The 16,680-nt window shown below is 38.1% G+C and carries 18 protein-coding genes; 17 read left to right on the top strand and 1 reads right to left on the bottom strand.

Translation table 11 applies throughout. The annotated features are described in order from the left end of the window. Nucleotides 1–82 precede the first annotated feature (82 nt). The 9 genes from G634_RS20235 to thiI all read left to right on the top strand — a co-directional run bounded on the left by G634_RS20235 (nucleotide 83) and on the right by thiI (nucleotide 10,150). Entirely contained in the window at nucleotides 83–595 is a 513-nt protein-coding gene (locus tag G634_RS20235) for a DUF6465 family protein (protein ID WP_026504683.1), read from the top strand. Nucleotides 596–833: 238 nt separating this feature from the next. Further along, on the top strand, nucleotides 834–1,880 hold the full coding sequence (hrcA, locus tag G634_RS0106945) for a heat-inducible transcriptional repressor HrcA (RefSeq protein WP_026504682.1): 1,047 nt from the start codon (nucleotides 834–836) through the stop codon (nucleotides 1,878–1,880). Beyond that, nucleotides 1,877–2,557 (top strand): nucleotide exchange factor GrpE, encoded by a 681-nt coding sequence (gene grpE / locus G634_RS0106940; protein ID WP_026504681.1) that lies wholly within the window; start codon nucleotides 1,877–1,879, stop codon nucleotides 2,555–2,557. The genes hrcA and grpE overlap by 4 nt, the downstream gene beginning before the upstream one ends. 60 nt (nucleotides 2,558–2,617) lie before the next feature. Beyond that, the gene (gene dnaK / locus G634_RS0106935; protein WP_026504680.1) at nucleotides 2,618–4,498 is read left to right on the top strand and encodes a molecular chaperone DnaK; all 1,881 of its coding nucleotides are present in this window, start codon (nucleotides 2,618–2,620) and stop codon (nucleotides 4,496–4,498) included. 164 nt (nucleotides 4,499–4,662) lie between these two features. Further along, nucleotides 4,663–5,838 (top strand): molecular chaperone DnaJ, encoded by a 1,176-nt coding sequence (dnaJ, locus tag G634_RS0106930; protein ID WP_026504679.1) that lies wholly within the window; start codon nucleotides 4,663–4,665, stop codon nucleotides 5,836–5,838. Between the two features lie 70 nt (nucleotides 5,839–5,908). Beyond that, on the top strand, nucleotides 5,909–6,976 hold the full coding sequence (locus G634_RS0106925; RefSeq protein ID WP_026504678.1) for a 50S ribosomal protein L11 methyltransferase: 1,068 nt from the start codon (nucleotides 5,909–5,911) through the stop codon (nucleotides 6,974–6,976). An 18-nt stretch (nucleotides 6,977–6,994) separates the two neighbouring features. Continuing rightward, a complete protein-coding gene (locus G634_RS0106920) occupies nucleotides 6,995–7,753 on the top strand; it encodes a 16S rRNA (uracil(1498)-N(3))-methyltransferase (RefSeq protein WP_026504677.1) in 759 nt (252 codons plus the stop codon). A gap of 19 nt (nucleotides 7,754–7,772) precedes the next feature. Continuing rightward, complete coding sequence (locus tag G634_RS0106915) at nucleotides 7,773–8,933, top strand: cysteine desulfurase family protein (RefSeq protein ID WP_026504676.1); 1,161 nt, start codon at nucleotides 7,773–7,775, stop codon at nucleotides 8,931–8,933. 14 nt (nucleotides 8,934–8,947) lie between these two features. Beyond that, nucleotides 8,948–10,150 (top strand): tRNA uracil 4-sulfurtransferase ThiI, encoded by a 1,203-nt coding sequence (thiI, locus tag G634_RS0106910; protein ID WP_026504675.1) that lies wholly within the window; start codon nucleotides 8,948–8,950, stop codon nucleotides 10,148–10,150. A 154-nt stretch (nucleotides 10,151–10,304) separates the two neighbouring features. On the opposite strand, the gene G634_RS0106905 is transcribed toward thiI, so the two are convergent. Beyond that, on the bottom strand, nucleotides 10,305–10,535 hold the full coding sequence (locus G634_RS0106905) for an HPr family phosphocarrier protein (RefSeq protein ID WP_026504674.1): 231 nt from the start codon (nucleotides 10,533–10,535) through the stop codon (nucleotides 10,305–10,307). Between the two features lie 85 nt (nucleotides 10,536–10,620). On the opposite strand from G634_RS0106905, the gene mtaB reads away from it, so the two are divergent. From mtaB to G634_RS0106865, 8 genes are all read left to right on the top strand, one after another. Then, entirely contained in the window at nucleotides 10,621–12,006 is a 1,386-nt protein-coding gene (gene mtaB, locus G634_RS0106900) for a tRNA (N(6)-L-threonylcarbamoyladenosine(37)-C(2))-methylthiotransferase MtaB (RefSeq protein WP_026504673.1), read from the top strand. A 134-nt stretch (nucleotides 12,007–12,140) separates the two neighbouring features. Then, nucleotides 12,141–12,416 (top strand): IreB family regulatory phosphoprotein, encoded by a 276-nt coding sequence (locus tag G634_RS0106895; RefSeq protein ID WP_026504672.1) that lies wholly within the window; start codon nucleotides 12,141–12,143, stop codon nucleotides 12,414–12,416. Nucleotides 12,417–12,433: 17 nt separating this feature from the next. Beyond that, complete coding sequence (gene ruvX / locus G634_RS0106890) at nucleotides 12,434–12,856, top strand: Holliday junction resolvase RuvX (RefSeq protein WP_026504671.1); 423 nt, start codon at nucleotides 12,434–12,436, stop codon at nucleotides 12,854–12,856. Between the two features lie 105 nt (nucleotides 12,857–12,961). Continuing rightward, a complete protein-coding gene (locus G634_RS0106885; RefSeq protein ID WP_026504670.1) occupies nucleotides 12,962–13,225 on the top strand; it encodes a DUF1292 domain-containing protein in 264 nt (87 codons plus the stop codon). A 54-nt stretch (nucleotides 13,226–13,279) separates the two neighbouring features. Then, the gene (locus G634_RS0106880) at nucleotides 13,280–13,777 is read left to right on the top strand and encodes a Fur family transcriptional regulator (protein ID WP_051233741.1); all 498 of its coding nucleotides are present in this window, start codon (nucleotides 13,280–13,282) and stop codon (nucleotides 13,775–13,777) included. Next, entirely contained in the window at nucleotides 13,758–15,440 is a 1,683-nt protein-coding gene (locus G634_RS0106875) for a ribonuclease J (RefSeq protein WP_026504668.1), read from the top strand. The genes G634_RS0106880 and G634_RS0106875 overlap by 20 nt, the downstream gene beginning before the upstream one ends. Next, nucleotides 15,433–15,954: an endolytic transglycosylase MltG gene (locus tag G634_RS18335; protein WP_051233740.1), complete on the top strand. Its 522-nt coding sequence runs from the start codon at nucleotides 15,433–15,435 to the stop codon at nucleotides 15,952–15,954. Before G634_RS0106875 ends, G634_RS18335 begins: the two co-directional genes overlap by 8 nt. A 24-nt stretch (nucleotides 15,955–15,978) precedes the next feature. Next, on the top strand, nucleotides 15,979–16,677 hold the full coding sequence (locus G634_RS0106865) for an O-methyltransferase (protein ID WP_242826783.1): 699 nt from the start codon (nucleotides 15,979–15,981) through the stop codon (nucleotides 16,675–16,677). Nucleotides 16,678–16,680: the final 3 nt, after the last annotated feature.

Below are 16,680 nucleotides of genomic sequence, written 5' to 3'. Positions count from 1 at the left end.
AGTTTTTTCCAATGAAACCAAAAATAATTGACGTTTTAGAGAAAGTACAAAAGTGTACTGTATACGTATGGGAGGAAGGAAAATGGCAGAGATGACAAAAACTGTAAAACCGGTAGCAAATATCAAAAGCAACATTCGTACTGCAGTTATTGCAGATCATAAAACAGAAGCTGCTGGAAAGCCTGAGGAAACTCAGAAAATTGAGGTTGTAAAACTTACTTCTGCAACCAAAAAGACAGAAACAAAGGCAACAAAGACTGAAAAGAAGCCTGCTGCAAAGAAGACAGTAAAAAGTAAAGAGCCAAAGGCAGCAGAAAAGAAAGTAGAAAAAGCAGTAGAAAAGAAAGTAGAAGCTGAATCTGTAAAGAAGATAGCTGAAAACAAGGAAAACGAACAGCCGAAGGTAAGTGTAGTATTAGAGTTTGGCGGACGCAGCATTTCAGATGAGACATTCATTCAGAATGCAAAGAATGTTTGGCAGTATGACCTTGGAAAGAACGTAGAAGATCTCAAAGATTTAAAACTTTATGTAAAGCCTGAAGAAGGAAAAGTTTACTACGTTGCAAATGAGGAAAGCGGAAGCTTTGATCTTTAATAAAAATTTTTTTTGAGAGCAAAAGAAAGATGGTGCGTAAATATGCGCATCATCTTCTTTTTTTATATTTAATTAATATTTTTTTGTTTTAAAGCCGGTTGACATTGTAATGGTAAAGTGATAACTTAACCTATGTAAGGTGTTAGCACTCAAACGTAATGAGTGCTAACACCTGGGAAGAAAACATCGTTACAGTTCGTATGTGGAGAAAAACATCTGGTTTTGGAGGTGATTGTATTTGGAACTGACAGAACGAAAAAAAATAATTCTGAATGCAATAGTTCGCAATTATCTTGAAACTGGCGAGCCTGTTGGAAGTAGAACCATTTCAAAATATACTGATTTGAATTTGAGTTCCGCAACAATCAGAAATGAGATGGCGGATCTTGAAGAGATGGGACTTATCCTTCAACCTCATACCTCTGCAGGACGAATTCCTTCCGATCAGGGTTATCGAATCTATGTAGATGCGATGCTTCAGGAAAAGGAAAAAGAAGTAAATGAGATGAAGGAAATGCTCCTTCATAAGGAAGAAAAGCTTGAAGATCTCCTAAAAGACGTAGCTAAGAAACTTGCGGATAATACAAATTATGCAACAATTGTTTCGAGTCCGTCAGTGAGTAAGAACAAGCTGAAATTCCTTCAAATTTCCAAGGTTGATTCGAGTCATCTGCTTGCAACGATTGTTCTGGAAGGAAATCTTATAAAAAATAAGATGATTCCAGTTGAAACTCAGCTTGATGATGCAACACTTCTTAAGCTTAATATCCTTCTTAACACTAATCTAAACGGAGTGGCAGTTGAGAATATTAACTTGGGACTTATAGCTGCACTTAAGCAGCAGGCAGGAATTCATTCAGAAATCGTCGGATATGTAATTGATGTAGCGGCTGAGTCGATAAGAGCAGATGAAGATTTGGAGATATACACAAGTGGTACTAACAACATACTAAGATATCCTGAATTATCAGATAATCGTAAGGCCAGCGAGCTGATAAATGCTTTTGAAGAAAAAAGCGAATTGACCAGCATTGTAAAAAGTTCTTTGGACACTAAAGACAATACTGGTATCCAGATATACATAGGAAATGAAACACCGGTTGAGACCATGAAAGATTGCAGTGTAGTAACGGCAACCTATGAACTGGGCGAAGGAATGCGAGGAACGGTTGGAATAATCGGACCAAAGCGGATGGATTATGACAAAGTTGTAACCACCCTTAGAGAGATGATGCACCAGCTTGGTGTTTTATATCATGATGAAGGAAAGGATGAAACGATTTGAGCGATCAGAAGGAATTAGAAAAAGAAATAAATAAAGAGGCTGTTGAAAACGAAGAAACACAAACAGCTAATCCGGATGTCGAGGATAATGATACAGAAGCTGAAACAGTTGAGGAATCTGAAGTTGTAGAAGAGAATACAAACGAAGAAGAAACTGATGAAGCAGAAAACGAGTCTGAGAATTCTGACGAAAAAGGAAAAGAGAAAAAAGAAAAGAAATCTCTTTTTGGGAAAAAGAAAAATCCGCTTCAGGATCAGCTTGATGACATGAAAGACAAATATATGCGTCAGGTTGCTGAATTTGATAATTTCAGAAAACGTACTGAGAAAGAAAAAGCACAAATGTTTGACAATGGAGCTGCAAGTGTTCTCACGAAGGTTTTACCTGTAGTTGATAACTTTGAAAGAGGTCTTTCAACAATTCCAGAGGACAAGAAAGATGATTCTTTTGTTCAGGGAATGGATATGATTTACAAGCAGGTATTGAAATTCTTAGAAGATATGGATGTTAAGCCAATTGAGGCATTAGGCAAAGAGTTCGACCCTAATCTTCACAATGCAGTAATGCAGGTTGAAAGTGATGAGTATGAAGAAGGTGTCGTAGCACAGGAACTTCAAAAAGGCTACACTTATCATGATACAGTTATCAGACACTCAATGGTGGCTGTTGCAAAATAAAAATATAGACAATTATAATTCAAAATATTATTTGATTAGTTAATAATGGAGGTAAAGGAAATGGGTAAGATTATAGGTATCGATTTAGGTACTACAAATAGCTGTGTATCTGTTATGGAAGGCGGACAGCCAACAGTTATCGCAAATGCAGAAGGTGCAAGAACAACTCCTTCTATCGTTGCATTCACAAAGAATGGTGAGCGTCTTGTAGGTGAGCCTGCAAAGCGTCAGGCAGTTACAAATGCTGATCGTACAATTGCATCTATCAAGAGAGATATGGGTACAGACCACGGTCGTACAATAGATGGTAAGAAGTACTCTCCAGAGATGATTTCTGCTATGATTCTTCAGAAGCTTAAGGCTGATGCTGAGAACTATCTCGGTGAGAAGGTAACTGAAGCTGTTATTACAGTTCCAGCTTATTTCAATGATGCACAGCGTCAGGCTACAAAGAATGCTGGTAAGATTGCAGGTCTTGATGTAAAGCGTATCATCAATGAGCCTACAGCTGCAGCACTTGCTTATGGTCTTGACAATGGTAGCGAGCAGAAAATCATGGTATATGACCTTGGTGGTGGTACATTTGATGTATCTATCATTGAAATCGGTGATGGTGTAATCGAAGTTCTTTCTACAAACGGTGATACACACCTTGGTGGTGATGACTTTGATAACGCAATCATGAAGTGGATGGTTGAAGAGTTCCAGAAGAAAGAAGGCGTAGATCTTTCTGGTGATAAGATGGCTATGCAGAGACTTAAGGAAGCTGCAGAGAAGGCTAAGAAGGAACTTTCCTCTTCCACAACTACAAACATCAATCTTCCATTCATCACAGCTACAGCTGACGGTCCTAAGCACTTTGATATGGATCTTACAAGAGCTAAGTTCGAAGAGCTTATTCATGACCTTGTAGAGAACACAGCAATCCCTGTTCAGAACGCTCTTAAAGATGCAGGTCTTACAAGCGCAGATCTTTCAAAGGTTCTCCTTGTAGGTGGATCAACTCGTGTTCCTTGCGTAGTAGAGAAGGTTAAGCAGCTTACAGGTCAGGAGCCTTCCAAGAACCTTAATCCAGATGAGTGCGTAGCAGTAGGTGCTTCTATCCAGGGTGGTAAGCTTGCTGGTGATACAGGTGCCGGTGACATCCTTCTTCTTGATGTTACTCCACTTTCACTTTCAATTGAGACAATGGGTGGTGTTTCTACAGTTCTTATTCCTAGAAATACTACTATTCCTACAAAGAAGAGCCAGATTTTCTCAACTGCAGCTGACAACCAGACAGCCGTTGATATCAACGTACTTCAGGGTGAGCGTCAGTTCGCAAAAGATAATAAGTCTCTTGGTCAGTTCCGTCTTGATGGAATCCCACCAGCAAGAAGAGGTATGCCTCAGATTGAAGTTACATTCGATATTGATGCAAACGGTATTGTAAACGTATCTGCTAAAGATCTTGGAACAGGTAAGGAACAGCACATCACAATCACAGCTGGTACTAACATGTCTGATGATGAAGTAGATAAGGCTGTAAAAGAAGCTCAGCAGTACGAGGCTCAGGATAAGAAGCGTAAGGAAGGCATTGATGCAAGAAACGAAGCTGATTCCTTCGTATTCCAGACAGAGCAGGCTCTTAAGGATGTTGGAGATAACATCGATGCAGCTAATAAGGCTACAGTAGAAGAAGACCTCAAGGCTCTTAAGGAAACTCTTGAAGCTACAAAGGATAAGGAACTCACAGACGCAGAAATCGACCAGATTAAGTCTCAGAAAGAAAAGCTTTCTACAGATGCTCAGCAGCTTTTCACAAAGATGTATGAGAACATGCAGAAGGCAAACGGAGCAGCTGGAGCAGCAGGACAGGAAGGTCCAAATCCTCAGGCTGATGCTTCTGCAAGCCAGAGCAAGGATGATGACGTTGTAGATGGCGACTACAGAGAAGTTTAATCAAGAAAAAATTTCGTAAAGTTTTATATTTTACGGATTGCCTTTTAGGCAGCGCATGGTTATTATAATTACTGTTGGTTTAACAGTTAAAAAAAGTGAGGGCAGCTACTGTTAAGCGGTATACTGTCCTCACACTTGTGCATATAGATGTAGGAGCAGGAAGCATGGCAGATCAGAAACGTGATTATTATGAAGTGCTTGGTGTCAGCAAAGGGGCATCAGATGATGAGATAAAGAAGGCATATCGTGTACTGGCCAAGAAATATCATCCTGATATGAATCCTGGTGATGCTGCAGCAGCAGATAAATTTAAAGAGGCATCAGAGGCCTATGCCGTACTTAGTGATCCGGAGAAGCGTAGACAGTATGACCAGTTTGGACATGCTGCATTTGAAGGCGGCGGATTTGGTAATGGCGGCGGTGGATTTGATTTTACCGGTGGAGATTTCAGTGATATCTTTGGAGATATCTTTGGAGATTTCTTCGGTGGTGGAAGAAGCCGTGGAGCAAGAAACGGCCCGCAGAAGGGTGCTAACATTCGTGCAAGTGTACGTATTTCATTTATGGAATCTATTACAGGTACAGAGAAGGAATTAACTTTGAACCTTAAAGATCCATGTCCGACATGTAAAGGAAGTGGCGCTAAACCTGGAACTAATCCTCAGATGTGTCCAAAGTGTGGTGGTAAAGGACAGGTTGTATTTACACAGCAGTCACTTTTTGGAACAGTGCGAAATGTTCAGACATGTCCGGATTGTGGCGGTACAGGAAAGATTATAAAAGATAAGTGTCCTGACTGTGGTGGTTCAGGATATATCACCAGCCGTAAGACTATTAAAGTATCTATTCCGGCAGGTATTGATAACGGACAAAGTGTTAGAATCCGTGAAAAGGGTGAGCCAGGTATAAATGGTGGTCCACGCGGAGATCTTCTTGTAGAAGTTATCGTTTCAAGTCATCCTATTTTTGAAAGAGAAGATTATGATATCTTTTCAAATGTCAGCATGTCACTTGCAGTGGCAGCACTTGGCGGTTCAGTAGTAATTGATACCGTTGACGGCAAAGTAGTGTATGATGTAAAGCCGGGTACACAGACTGGTACAAGAGTCAGACTTCGTGGAAAAGGTGTTCCATCTCTTAGGGATAAGAATATAAGAGGCGATCACTATATTACACTTGTTATAAAGACTCCTGAACATTTGTCCAAAGAAGCTAAAGAACTTCTCAGACAGTTCGATGCTATAACAGGTGATTCTCTTAATGAGGCCGATAGAGTAACAGGCGAAAATACTGAAGATGGCAAAGAGAAAAAGAAGAAAAAAGGCTTTTGGAACAAATAATTTTTAATTGATACGGTGTCATATCGTATATAGCGATATGACACCTTTTTTAGGAAAAGGAGACATTTTTATGCGTTGGATGCGTTTTCGAATTCGTACAACAGAAGAGGCAGAAGATATTATTATCAGTTCCATGCTGGATATAGGTCTTACAGGAGCACAGATTGAAGATAAAGCACCGCTTACAGCGGCAGATAAAGAGCAGATGTTTACTGATATTCTTCCGGATGAAGAAGATGATGGAATTGCTTATCTTAATTTTTTTGCTGAGCTTTATGACGACAATACCCTGCTTGTTTCAATGCCTAATGACGAAGAAGACATGTCCGTAGAAAACGGCAGAGGAGATGTGTCCTATCAAATGACCAATAAATCCGGAAAAGAAGTCAAGAAAACACCAGAGCAGCTAAAGAAAGAAATCTTCGAACAGTTAGAAGATATTAAGAGATACTGCGATATAGGAGATGGAACAGTATCAGTTGATATTACCGAGGATATCGATTGGATGAATAGCTGGAAACAGTATTTTCATAAATTTCTAGTAGAAGATGTATTAATAATTCCTTCATGGGAAGAACCATCCAAAGAAGATCTTGAAAAGGCCAATAAGATATTTCATATTGATCCGGGAACTGCATTTGGAACAGGTCTTCATGAGACAACTCAGCTTTGTATTGGACAGATTAGAAAATATATTAAGCCGGGTATGGAAGTGCTTGATATCGGAACGGGAAGCGGTGTATTGTCTATAATAGCTCTTTTATACGGAGCAGGACACTGTGTAGGAACAGATCTTGATCCACAGGCAGTTCCGGCAGTTGCTCAGAATCTTTCTAGTAATGGATTTGAGGAAGACAAAATGAAGCTTATAATCGGTAATATTATCGATGATGAAAAGGTTCAGGAAGAAGTTGGCTTTGGATGTTATGATGTGGTTTTGGCTAATATACTTCCGGTTGTACTACTGCCTCTTACACCACTTATTCATAGGTTTTTGAAAAAGGGTGCCCTTTACATTACTTCAGGAATCGTAAAAGAAAAAGAGGCGGAAGTTGTAAAAGCGCATAAAGATGCGGGTTTTACTGATATAGAGGTTCACCATAAGGGAGAATGGGTATCAGTTACTTCTAGAGCGTGATTAATTGGAGAAAAATTGATGTATCATTTTTTTGTTGAAAAAGAACAGATAGATGAAGTAAATAAACAGCTATTTATCGACGGTGATAACTATAATCACATGATAAATGTGCTTAGAATGGTCAAGGGTGAGGAATTCTCTGTATCTGTCAAAGATGGAGACGGAAAAGAATATAGGTATGCAGTCGAAGAGATAAAAGACAAGATGGTAATAGGTACTTTGTTGTTTATAAAAGAGCCTGACGTAGAACTTCCTTCGAAAATATATCTTTTTCAAGGTCTCCCAAAGGCAGACAAGATGGAACTTATTATACAGAAAGCTGTTGAACTTGGCGCATATGAGATAATTCCGGTTGCAACAAAAAGAGCAGTTGTAAAACTTGATGAAAAAAAGGCCAAGAATAAAATAAGCCGCTGGCAGAGTATCTCAGAAGCTGCTGCAAAGCAGAGTAAGAGAGCAATAATTCCAAAAGTGTCCATGCCTATGACATTTGGAGAAGCTATAAAAAGAGCATCTGAAATGGATGTACGACTTATTCCTTACGAACTTGCAGAGGGAATGGATAAGACAAGACAGCTTATATCAGAAGTTAAAGCTGGAGAGAGCATAGCCATTTTTATAGGACCAGAAGGCGGATTTGATGACAGGGAAATTGAAAAAGCTATAGAAAATGGAGTTATTCCTATCACTATGGGAAGGCGAATTCTAAGAACAGAAACAGCCGGCTTTACAATCTTGTCCTGGTTGATGTATCATCTTGAAGGTCAGAAGAGTTAAATAGAAAGAAGATAAAGTAATGGAAAGTTATTTAGATAATTCAGCTACAACTAAAGCTTTTGAGGATGTTGCACAGCTTGTTGCAAAGACAATGATTGAGAATTTTGGTAATCCTTCCAGTATGCATCACAAAGGAAAAGATGCAGAAGATTTAGTTAAGGACGCAAAGAAGAAGATAGCTAAAACTCTTCGTTGTGAAGAAAAGGAGATTATTCTGACTTCTGGGGGAACAGAGTCTGACAATATGGCACTTATAGGCACAGCCCTAAGCAGACAAAAAGAAGTTGGAAAACATCTTATTACTACTAAAATAGAGCACCCTGCTATTCTGGAAACAATGAAACACTTGGAAAAAGAAGGGTTTGAAGTTACATATCTTTCAGTTGACAATCAGGGAAGAATAGATCTAAATGAGTTGGAAAAGGCTATAAGACCTGATACAGCACTTGTAAGTATAATGTTTGTGAATAATGAGATTGGGGCTTTGGAGCCGATAGCAGAAGCCGGCGAACTTATTAAAAAAGTTAATCCAAAGACATATTTTCATGTTGATGCAGTTCAGGGATATGGTAAATTTTCTATTATTCCGAAGAATATGGGAATTGATATGCTGTCAGTAAGCGGACATAAGATTCATGGACCAAAGGGAATCGGTTTTTTGTATGTGAAAAATTCTGTCAGAATTGTACCGATAAACTATGGTGGCGGACAGCAGAAGGGTATGCGTTCGGGAACTGAAAATGTACCAGGAATAGTAGGTCTTGGAAGAGCAGCAGAAGAGATATATGCAAATTTAGACGAACATGTTGCGAAACTAAGAGAACTTAAGGCTTATTTTATAAATGAAGTTACATCAAAGCTTCCGGATATAACAATAAATGGTAGAATTGATGAAATCAGTGCACCTCACATCATTAGTCTATCTGTAAAAGGAGTACGTGCAGAAGTTCTTTTGCATGCGCTTGAAGATAGAGAAGTATATGTATCGGCTGGATCAGCGTGCGCTTCTAATCATCCGCATGTAAGCGATACTTTGAAAGCCATAGGACTAGATAGTGATTTGTTGGATTCTACTATCCGTGTAAGCCTGTCAGTATTTACAACAAAGGAAGAAATTGACCACGCGATTGAAGCAATGTGCGCAGTAATACCGCTTCTTCGCAGATATTCCCGTCAGTGATTAAGGAGATTTTTATGCAGTATCATGCTTTTATATTAAAATATGCAGAAATTGGTGTTAAGGGTAAGAACAGATATATGTTCGAGAATGCCCTTGTAAAACAGATTAATCGTGTTCTTTCTAAAGTACAGGGTGAGTTTAAAGTTGATAAAACTGCAGGGAGAATCTATGTTGACGCCAGAAATTATGATTTTGACGAAACAGTAGAAGCACTTCAGACAGTTTTTGGACTTACAGGTATTTGCCCGGCTGTTTCTATTGAAAGAGATGGAGATGGCAAGCTTCCAACATACGAGAAACTTGCAGAACGAGTATGCAGATTCATGGATAATGTTTATCCGGATAAAAATAAGACTTTTAAAGTTCAGGTAAGACGAGTTGACAAAACATATCCAATGGATTCTATGGAACTTGGAAGAGAACTTGGCGGAGATATTCTGAAAGCTTTTCCTGAGTTTAAGGTAGACGTTCATAATCCTGAAATTTTGCTCCATGTAGAAATTCGTGAAAAGGTAAATCTCTATTCAGAGGTTATTCCTGGACCAGGTGGAATGCCGCTTGGAACAGGTAACAAGGCGATGCTTCTTTTATCAGGCGGAATAGATTCTCCTGTTGCAGGATATATGATTGCCAAAAGAGGTGTGGATATTGAAGCAGTTTATTTCAATGCACCACCCTATACTTCAGAAAGAGCAAAGCAGAAAGTTATCGATCTTGCAAAGGTTGTAGCAAGATATACAGGTAAAGTTAAGCTTCATATCATAAATTTTACAGATATACAGCTTTATATTTATGATAAGTGCCCACATGATGAACTTACTATTATCATGCGCAGGTACATGATGAGAATTGCAGAAGAACTTGCAAAACGTTCAGGTTGTATGGGACTTATCACAGGTGAATCAATTGGTCAGGTGGCATCACAGACAATGCAGTCACTTCAGTGTACAAACGATGTAGTTGAGACTATGCCTGTTTACAGACCTGTAATTGCATTTGATAAGCAGGATATTGTTGATATATCTCTTAAGATTAAAGCATATGACATATCAATTCAGCCATATGAGGACTGCTGTACAATTTTCGTTGCAAAACATCCTGTAACAAAGCCTAAGGTTGAAGTTATCAGAAAGCACGAAGAAAACTTAAATGAGAAGATAGACGAGCTTGTTAAGACAGCTTTAGATACAGATGAGATTCTTGAAATCGAAGGATAAAATTATTGTATTGTCAGAACTTTTTGTTAGAATTTGGGGAATTTACCAATTAGCCTGAATTCTAGCGGGAAACAATAGAAAAGGAAAAAGGCTCTGAATTAATTCAGAGCCTCTAGATACCTTAAAAATATTCCAAAAGGGAAATAGCCGAACATTAAACAATGTAAGGCTGCAAAACTTTGAGCACTTCGTCTACACGATCCTCTGCATGAATATTCAGATCAATCGGCTTAGAAAGGTCTAATGAGAAGATACCCATAATAGATTTTGCATCGATAACATATCTTCCAGAAACAAGATCAAAATCATAATCGAATTTTGTGATTTCGTTTACGAAAGACTTAACCTTATCGATTGAATTAAGAGAAATTTTAACAGTCTTCATTACGCAAATACCTCCTTCTTTTTTTAATAATAAACGGAGTAGTAGGCAAAGTCAACGGGGTAATGGTATAAAAAGGAGTTATCAATTGAAAAACGTTGCATTACATAACCTTGGCTGCAAGGTAAATAGTTATGAGCTTGATGTTATTGAACAGGACTTAATCGAGAATGGATATAATATAGTCCCTTTCAATGAAATAGCAGATGTATATATTATCAATACCTGTACAGTTACTAATATAGCAGATAGAAAGAGCAGACAGATGCTGCATCGTGCAAAAAAAGAAAATCCAAATGCTATAGTAATAGCTTTGGGATGCTATGTTGAAACAAGCAAAAAACAGGTTGAAAAAGATCCTTGCATAGATATTGCAGTTGGAAACAATAGAAAAAAAGACGTTGTTAAAATTCTTATGGAATATGAAAAACAGCAGGAAAGTTGCGAAACAAGCCTTGATGAAAATACTCTAACTAATGAAAAAGTAAAAACTCCTGTTATGGAAATGGATGCATCTATAGAAGTTGGAAGTAAAGAAGAGACTAAGTATGAAAATATGGAACTTACTAATGCTCCGGAACATACAAGAGCATACATAAAAATACAGGATGGCTGTAATCAGTTTTGCAGTTACTGTCTTATCCCTTATGCAAGAGGCCGAATCAGAAGCAGAGAGCAAAGTGACGTAGTAAGAGAAATTGAAGGACTTGCCCAAAAAGGTGTAAAAGAAGTTGTTATAACAGGAATACATGTTAGCTCTTATGGTCTTGACAGGGGTCAGTCGGAGTTTATAGAACTTCTGCAGAAAGTTCATGAGATTGAGGGAATTGAGCGTATTCGATTAAGCTCTCTTGAGCCACGAATAATAACACAGGAGAATGCTAAAGCACTGGCGTCTATGCCTAAAGTGTGTCCTCATTTTCATCTATCGCTTCAGAGTGGGTGCCAAAGTGTTCTTGAGAGAATGAATAGACATTATACTTCAAGTGAATACAAGATGTGTGTGGATATTCTTAGAGATGTTTATGATAAACCAGCTATTACAACTGATGTTATCGTGGGATTTCCTGGCGAAACAGAAGAAGAATTTGAGGAAAGCAGAGCTTTTTGCGAAGATATAAATTTTTACGAAATGCATGTATTTAAATATTCAGTAAGGCAAGGAACAGCTGCAGCCAGGATGAAGGATCAGCTTACAGACCGTCAGAAAACAGAAAGAAGTAATGTGCTTTTAAATATGACAAAGAAACACTCTGAAGAATATAGAAAACTGTTTTTGGGCGAAACTGTAAAGATTTTATGGGAAGATATCGAAGAAATAAATGAAGAAAAATTCCTTGTAGGTCATAACGAAAGATATGTTAAATTCGCCAAAAAAGTTAGCGAATTAAAGGATAATGAAAAATCCGGTAATATTACAAGTGCAGTAGCAACGTGCCTGGCAGAGGATGGAAGCATAGTATTTGTTTGTTGAATATTTAGATAAATAATGTTGCCCGTAAACATTTATTTGTATTTATTCTGATGCTATAGTAATATAAATATAGGTATTGTCTAGTGAATATGGAAACTCGTTTTCGAGCATTTGGCTTAGAAAGGACGTAAATTATGGCAAACGATTTAGGACATACACAGTTTTTTAAAGTGGAGGCTCCTCAGGAAAATGGAGTACATAAAATTTTGGAAGTAGTTTATGAAGCAATGCTTGAGAAAGGCTATAATCCTGTAAACCAAATCGTTGGATATATTATGTCTGGTGATCCGACATATATTACAAGCCATAATGGTGCCAGAAGCCTTATCATGAAGGTTGAGCGTGATGAACTTGTTGAAGAGATGCTCACACAGTATATTCGTACATATCATTGGAATGAGAAAAAATAATAAAGAGGCAGAAAAACATGCGATATATGGGTCTTGATTATGGCTCTCGCACGGTGGGAGTGGCAATCAGTGATCCATCAAATACCATCGCGCAGCCAAAAGAAATAATTAGACGTAAGGAAGAAAATAAACTTCGTCGTACACTTGCTAGGATAGAAGAACTTATTGAGGAGTACGAGATTACTGAAATAGTTCTCGGACTCCCTGTAAATATGGATACAAGTGAAGGAGAACGTGCAAAGCTTTCTCTGGAATTTAAAGATAGAATTGAGCGAAGATGCGGAATTGTCGTTCATATGCTTGATGAGAGATTAACTACTGTTGAAGCAGATGAAATAATGGATAAACTAGGCATTCGCGGTCGTGAAAGAAAAGAGCACGTAGATATGATTGCAGCAGAACTTATTTTGCAGGATTATTTAGATAACGTGCGTAAATGAAAATGAATAATTGCAAGAGTTGTTGCTTATTGGGATCAAAAGGGATTTCTTTTGTTTATGTGACAGATAGGCGACTTTTTTTGCATGTAAAAAGAGGAAAAAATTATGGAAAAGATTTCTTTTTGCCTAGATGGTCAGAATGAGCAGGATTTTTATGCGATTTCCCAGACTGTCATTGGAGGAAAAACATATATTCTCGTTACCGACTCTGAGGAAGGTGACGGAGAAGCTTTTATTTTAAGAGATGATTCAAATCCCGAAGAAGAAGATGGACTTTACAGCATAGTGGAAGATGACGATGAATTAAGTGCAGTAGGAAAGATTTTTGAAAAGCTACTAGCAGACGATGGGATTGGACTTGATATGTAAGATATGAGACAGGTATTTATGTTTAGGGAATAAGTCAGAAAGGATATTGACCTTATGACAATGAATGAGTCTAAAAGCCAAATGGTAGATCCTGAAAGATTCAAGCAAATGTTGCGCTTAAAAGGGCTTAAGGTTACAAATCAGCGTATTTATGTGCTTCAAACCTTGGAAAGTTGCAGGAACAAACACCTGACGGCAGAAGAAATATATAACAATGTAAAAGTAGATCATCCTGAAATCGGATTGGCTACGGTTTACAGAACAATACAGATACTCAAAGAGTTACACCTTATTGACAGAATTAATTTTGATGATGGAACAGAGAGATATGAGATTGCCGAAATCCTCGAAGACGGAGTAAAGCATCACCATCATCATCATTTAATCTGTATAAAATGCGGCAAAGTATCCGAGTTTGCAGATGATATGCTAGAGGCTTTAGAAAGTGCTATTATGCTGAAAACAGGATTTCATGTCGTTGATCATGAGGTTAAACTCTACGGGTATTGCAAGGAATGTGGAGGAAAACTGATTGAAGAAACAAAAAAATAGTGAAAAAGCCGGTAAGCTTAAGATAATACCTCTTGGTGGTCTTGAGCAGATTGGAATGAATATTACTGCCTTTGAGTATGAAGACAGTATTATAGTGGTAGATTGCGGATTATCATTTCCAGATGATGATATGCTGGGAATAGATTTGGTAATACCTGATATAACTTATCTTCAGGACAATATCGAAAAAGTAAAAGGCTTTGTTATCACTCATGGGCATGAAGATCATATTGGTGCACTGCCATATGTGCTCAAGGCTGTGAATGTGCCTATTTATGCGACACGCCTTACGATGGGACTTATAGAGCACAAGCTGGAAGAACACGGCCTTATGCGAAATACCAGACGTAAAGTTGTAAAGTTTGGACAATCAATTAACTTAGGAAATTTTAGAGTTGAATTTATTAAAACAAATCACTCAATTGTCGATGCTGCAGCACTTGCTATATATTCACCTGCAGGAATTGTAGTACATACTGGTGATTTCAAGGTTGATTATACACCTGTTTACGGAGATCCTATCGATTTGCAGAGATTTGGCGAAATAGGTAAAAAAGGTGTACTTGCACTTTTATGCGATTCAACAAATGCTGAGCGTTCAGGTTTTACTGCTTCAGAGAAAACAGTAGGAGATACACTTGATTCTCTTTTTAGAGAACATAAAAAAGGACGTATTATTATTGCGACTTTTGCAAGTAATGTAGATAGAGTTCAACAGATAATTAATTCTGCAGACCGTTATGGAAGAAAAGTTGTAGTAGAAGGCCGCAGTATGGTTACTGTTATTGATATTGCTCAGAAACTTGAATGTATCAAGGTTCCGGAGAACACATTAATCGATATAGATGAGTTGAAGAACTATCCTGATAATAAGCAGGTTATTATAACAACTGGCTCTCAGGGTGAGTCAATGGCTGCGCTCTCAAGAATGGCTAATAACCAGCACAAGAAAATATCTATCAAACCTGGTGATACAGTTATATTTTCCTCAAATCCTATTCCGGGAAATGAGAAATCAGTAACCAATATCGTGAATGAGCTTATGATGAAGGGTGCAGAAGTTATTTTCCAGGATGTTCATGTGTCTGGTCACGCATGTCAGGAAGATATTAAACTTATCTATAACCTTGTAAGGCCAAAATATTCAGTTCCAGTACATGGCGAATATCGTCATCTGATGGCACAAAGATCAATAGCGCTTTCACTAGGTATTCCCAAGGACAACATTTTCATATTGAAGTCCGGCGAAGTGTTGGAAATGAATGAAGATGGTGCTAAAATAAATGGAAATGTTCCGGTTGGAGCTATTCTTGTTGATGGACTTGGCGTTGGGGATGTCGGAAATGTTGTACTTAGAGACAGACAGCGTCTTGCAGAAGATGGCATAGTTATTGCTGTATTTGGAATTGACAAAATGAATGCAGAACTTATTTCAGGACCTAGCATTGTATCTAGAGGATTTGTTTATGTCAAAGAATCTGATGAACTTATCGAGGATGCAACAGATTTGGTTCTTGATGAAGTTGTTGAAGCGCTTTCTATGGGCATAACAGACTGGGCAAAGCTCAAGAATATAGTAAAAGATGCACTTAGTGATTTTATCTGGAAGAAGACAAAGAGAAGACCAATGATTCTTCCGATTATCATGGAAGAAAATGCTTGATAAAAAGAGGCAGAACGGGAATAATATGAATTCAAAGGAAATTGGAATTTCTGCAATCTCAGGAATTATAAAAGTAATAGTTATAATAATTTTGCTGGTGGTATTTGTTCGCTTGGGACAAGTAGGATACGACTACGGTTATCAGGTTTTTAACCAGAAAGCCGTATCAACAGGTGAGGGAAAATCTGTTACTGTCACCATTAAAGAGGGTGAATCCATTGCAGAACTTGCAAACGATTTGAAAGAAAAAGGTTTGATTGAGGATGCAACTCTTTTTAGAGTACAGGAGTTTGTTTCAGATAATCATAATAAGGAAAAAGCTGGGACATACACTGTGACAACAGCTATGAAACCTGATGAAATGCTTGCTGTTTTCTCACCCAAAACCGAAGAGAAAAAGGAAGATGGTAAGACAGAAGTTCCTACTACACAAGGCGAAGCCGGAACTGGCTCTGCTGAGGGTGAGGATATGTCTGAAGAGGGAAATTCGCAGCAACCTGCTGAAGGAAACTGATTTTGATTTGATATAAGGTGAGAGATGTCTAATCGTTTTGATGAAGAAAATCTGGTTGCCATGGATCCGGAAAGGCTCAGAACATTTATCTGTGCCATGGACCATGGCAGCCCTGGATGGCTCGAAGATTTGGAAAAAGAGGCTATTGAAACAGATGTACCAATAATTCGTAAAGATACGCAAAGTCTGATGAAATTTTTGATGAGGTCATTTGATCCCAAAAATATTTTGGAAATTGGTACAGCAACAGGTTTTTCTGCACTTCTGATGGCAGAGTATACTTCGAGAGATGCTAAGATTACTACTATTGAGAAGTTTGAAAAAAGAATACCTATAGCTAAAGAACATTTTGAAAAGTATGATACTTTTAATAAAATCATGCTCTTGGAGGGGGATGCAGCAGAGGTTTTAGAAGAACTTACTCCAGAGTATGATTTTATTTTTATGGATGCGGCAAAAGGACAGTATCCAAGGATGCTGCCTGCTGCAATGCGTCTTCTTGGAAATGGCGGAATACTTGTCTCTGACAACGTGCTGCAGGATGGAGATGTTGCTCAGTCGAGATTTGCTGTTACCAGAAGAAATAGAACGATTCATTCGAGAATGCGTGAATATTTGTATGAACTTACGCATAATAACCAGCTTCAGACAGTAATTCTTAATGTTGGAGATGGTATGACACTTAGTGTTAAGATACCTGCAGATGAAGAAAAAAGGATTTAGAAA

Origin of the sequence: Butyrivibrio sp. NC3005 (assembly GCF_000424545.1) — a bacterium.
Taxonomy (GTDB): domain Bacteria; phylum Bacillota; class Clostridia; order Lachnospirales; family Lachnospiraceae; genus Butyrivibrio.
The sequence above is the reverse complement of the archived record's forward strand: the minus strand, read 5'-3'. Positions and strand labels throughout refer to the sequence as shown.

What these genes read in the sequence shown, in the direction of transcription:
- G634_RS20235 (WP_026504683.1), top strand. Translation starts at nt 83, where the DNA reads ATGGCAGAGATGACAAAAACTGTAAAACCGGTAGCAAATATCAAAAGC.
- dnaK (WP_026504680.1), top strand. Translation starts at nt 2,618, where the DNA reads ATGGGTAAGATTATAGGTATCGATTTAGGTACTACAAATAGCTGTGTA.
- dnaJ (WP_026504679.1), top strand. Translation starts at nt 4,663, where the DNA reads ATGGCAGATCAGAAACGTGATTATTATGAAGTGCTTGGTGTCAGCAAA.
- G634_RS0106925 (WP_026504678.1), top strand. Translation starts at nt 5,909, where the DNA reads ATGCGTTGGATGCGTTTTCGAATTCGTACAACAGAAGAGGCAGAAGAT.
- G634_RS0106920 (WP_026504677.1), top strand. Translation starts at nt 6,995, where the DNA reads ATGTATCATTTTTTTGTTGAAAAAGAACAGATAGATGAAGTAAATAAA.
- G634_RS0106915 (WP_026504676.1), top strand. Translation starts at nt 7,773, where the DNA reads ATGGAAAGTTATTTAGATAATTCAGCTACAACTAAAGCTTTTGAGGAT.
- thiI (WP_026504675.1), top strand. Translation starts at nt 8,948, where the DNA reads ATGCAGTATCATGCTTTTATATTAAAATATGCAGAAATTGGTGTTAAG.
- G634_RS0106905 (WP_026504674.1), bottom strand. Translation starts at nt 10,535, where the DNA reads ATGAAGACTGTTAAAATTTCTCTTAATTCAATCGATAAGGTTAAGTCT.
- G634_RS0106895 (WP_026504672.1), top strand. Translation starts at nt 12,141, where the DNA reads ATGGCAAACGATTTAGGACATACACAGTTTTTTAAAGTGGAGGCTCCT.
- ruvX (WP_026504671.1), top strand. Translation starts at nt 12,434, where the DNA reads ATGCGATATATGGGTCTTGATTATGGCTCTCGCACGGTGGGAGTGGCA.
- G634_RS0106885 (WP_026504670.1), top strand. Translation starts at nt 12,962, where the DNA reads ATGGAAAAGATTTCTTTTTGCCTAGATGGTCAGAATGAGCAGGATTTT.
- G634_RS0106880 (WP_051233741.1), top strand. Translation starts at nt 13,280, where the DNA reads ATGACAATGAATGAGTCTAAAAGCCAAATGGTAGATCCTGAAAGATTC.
- G634_RS18335 (WP_051233740.1), top strand. Translation starts at nt 15,433, where the DNA reads ATGCTTGATAAAAAGAGGCAGAACGGGAATAATATGAATTCAAAGGAA.
- G634_RS0106865 (WP_242826783.1), top strand. Translation starts at nt 15,979, where the DNA reads ATGTCTAATCGTTTTGATGAAGAAAATCTGGTTGCCATGGATCCGGAA.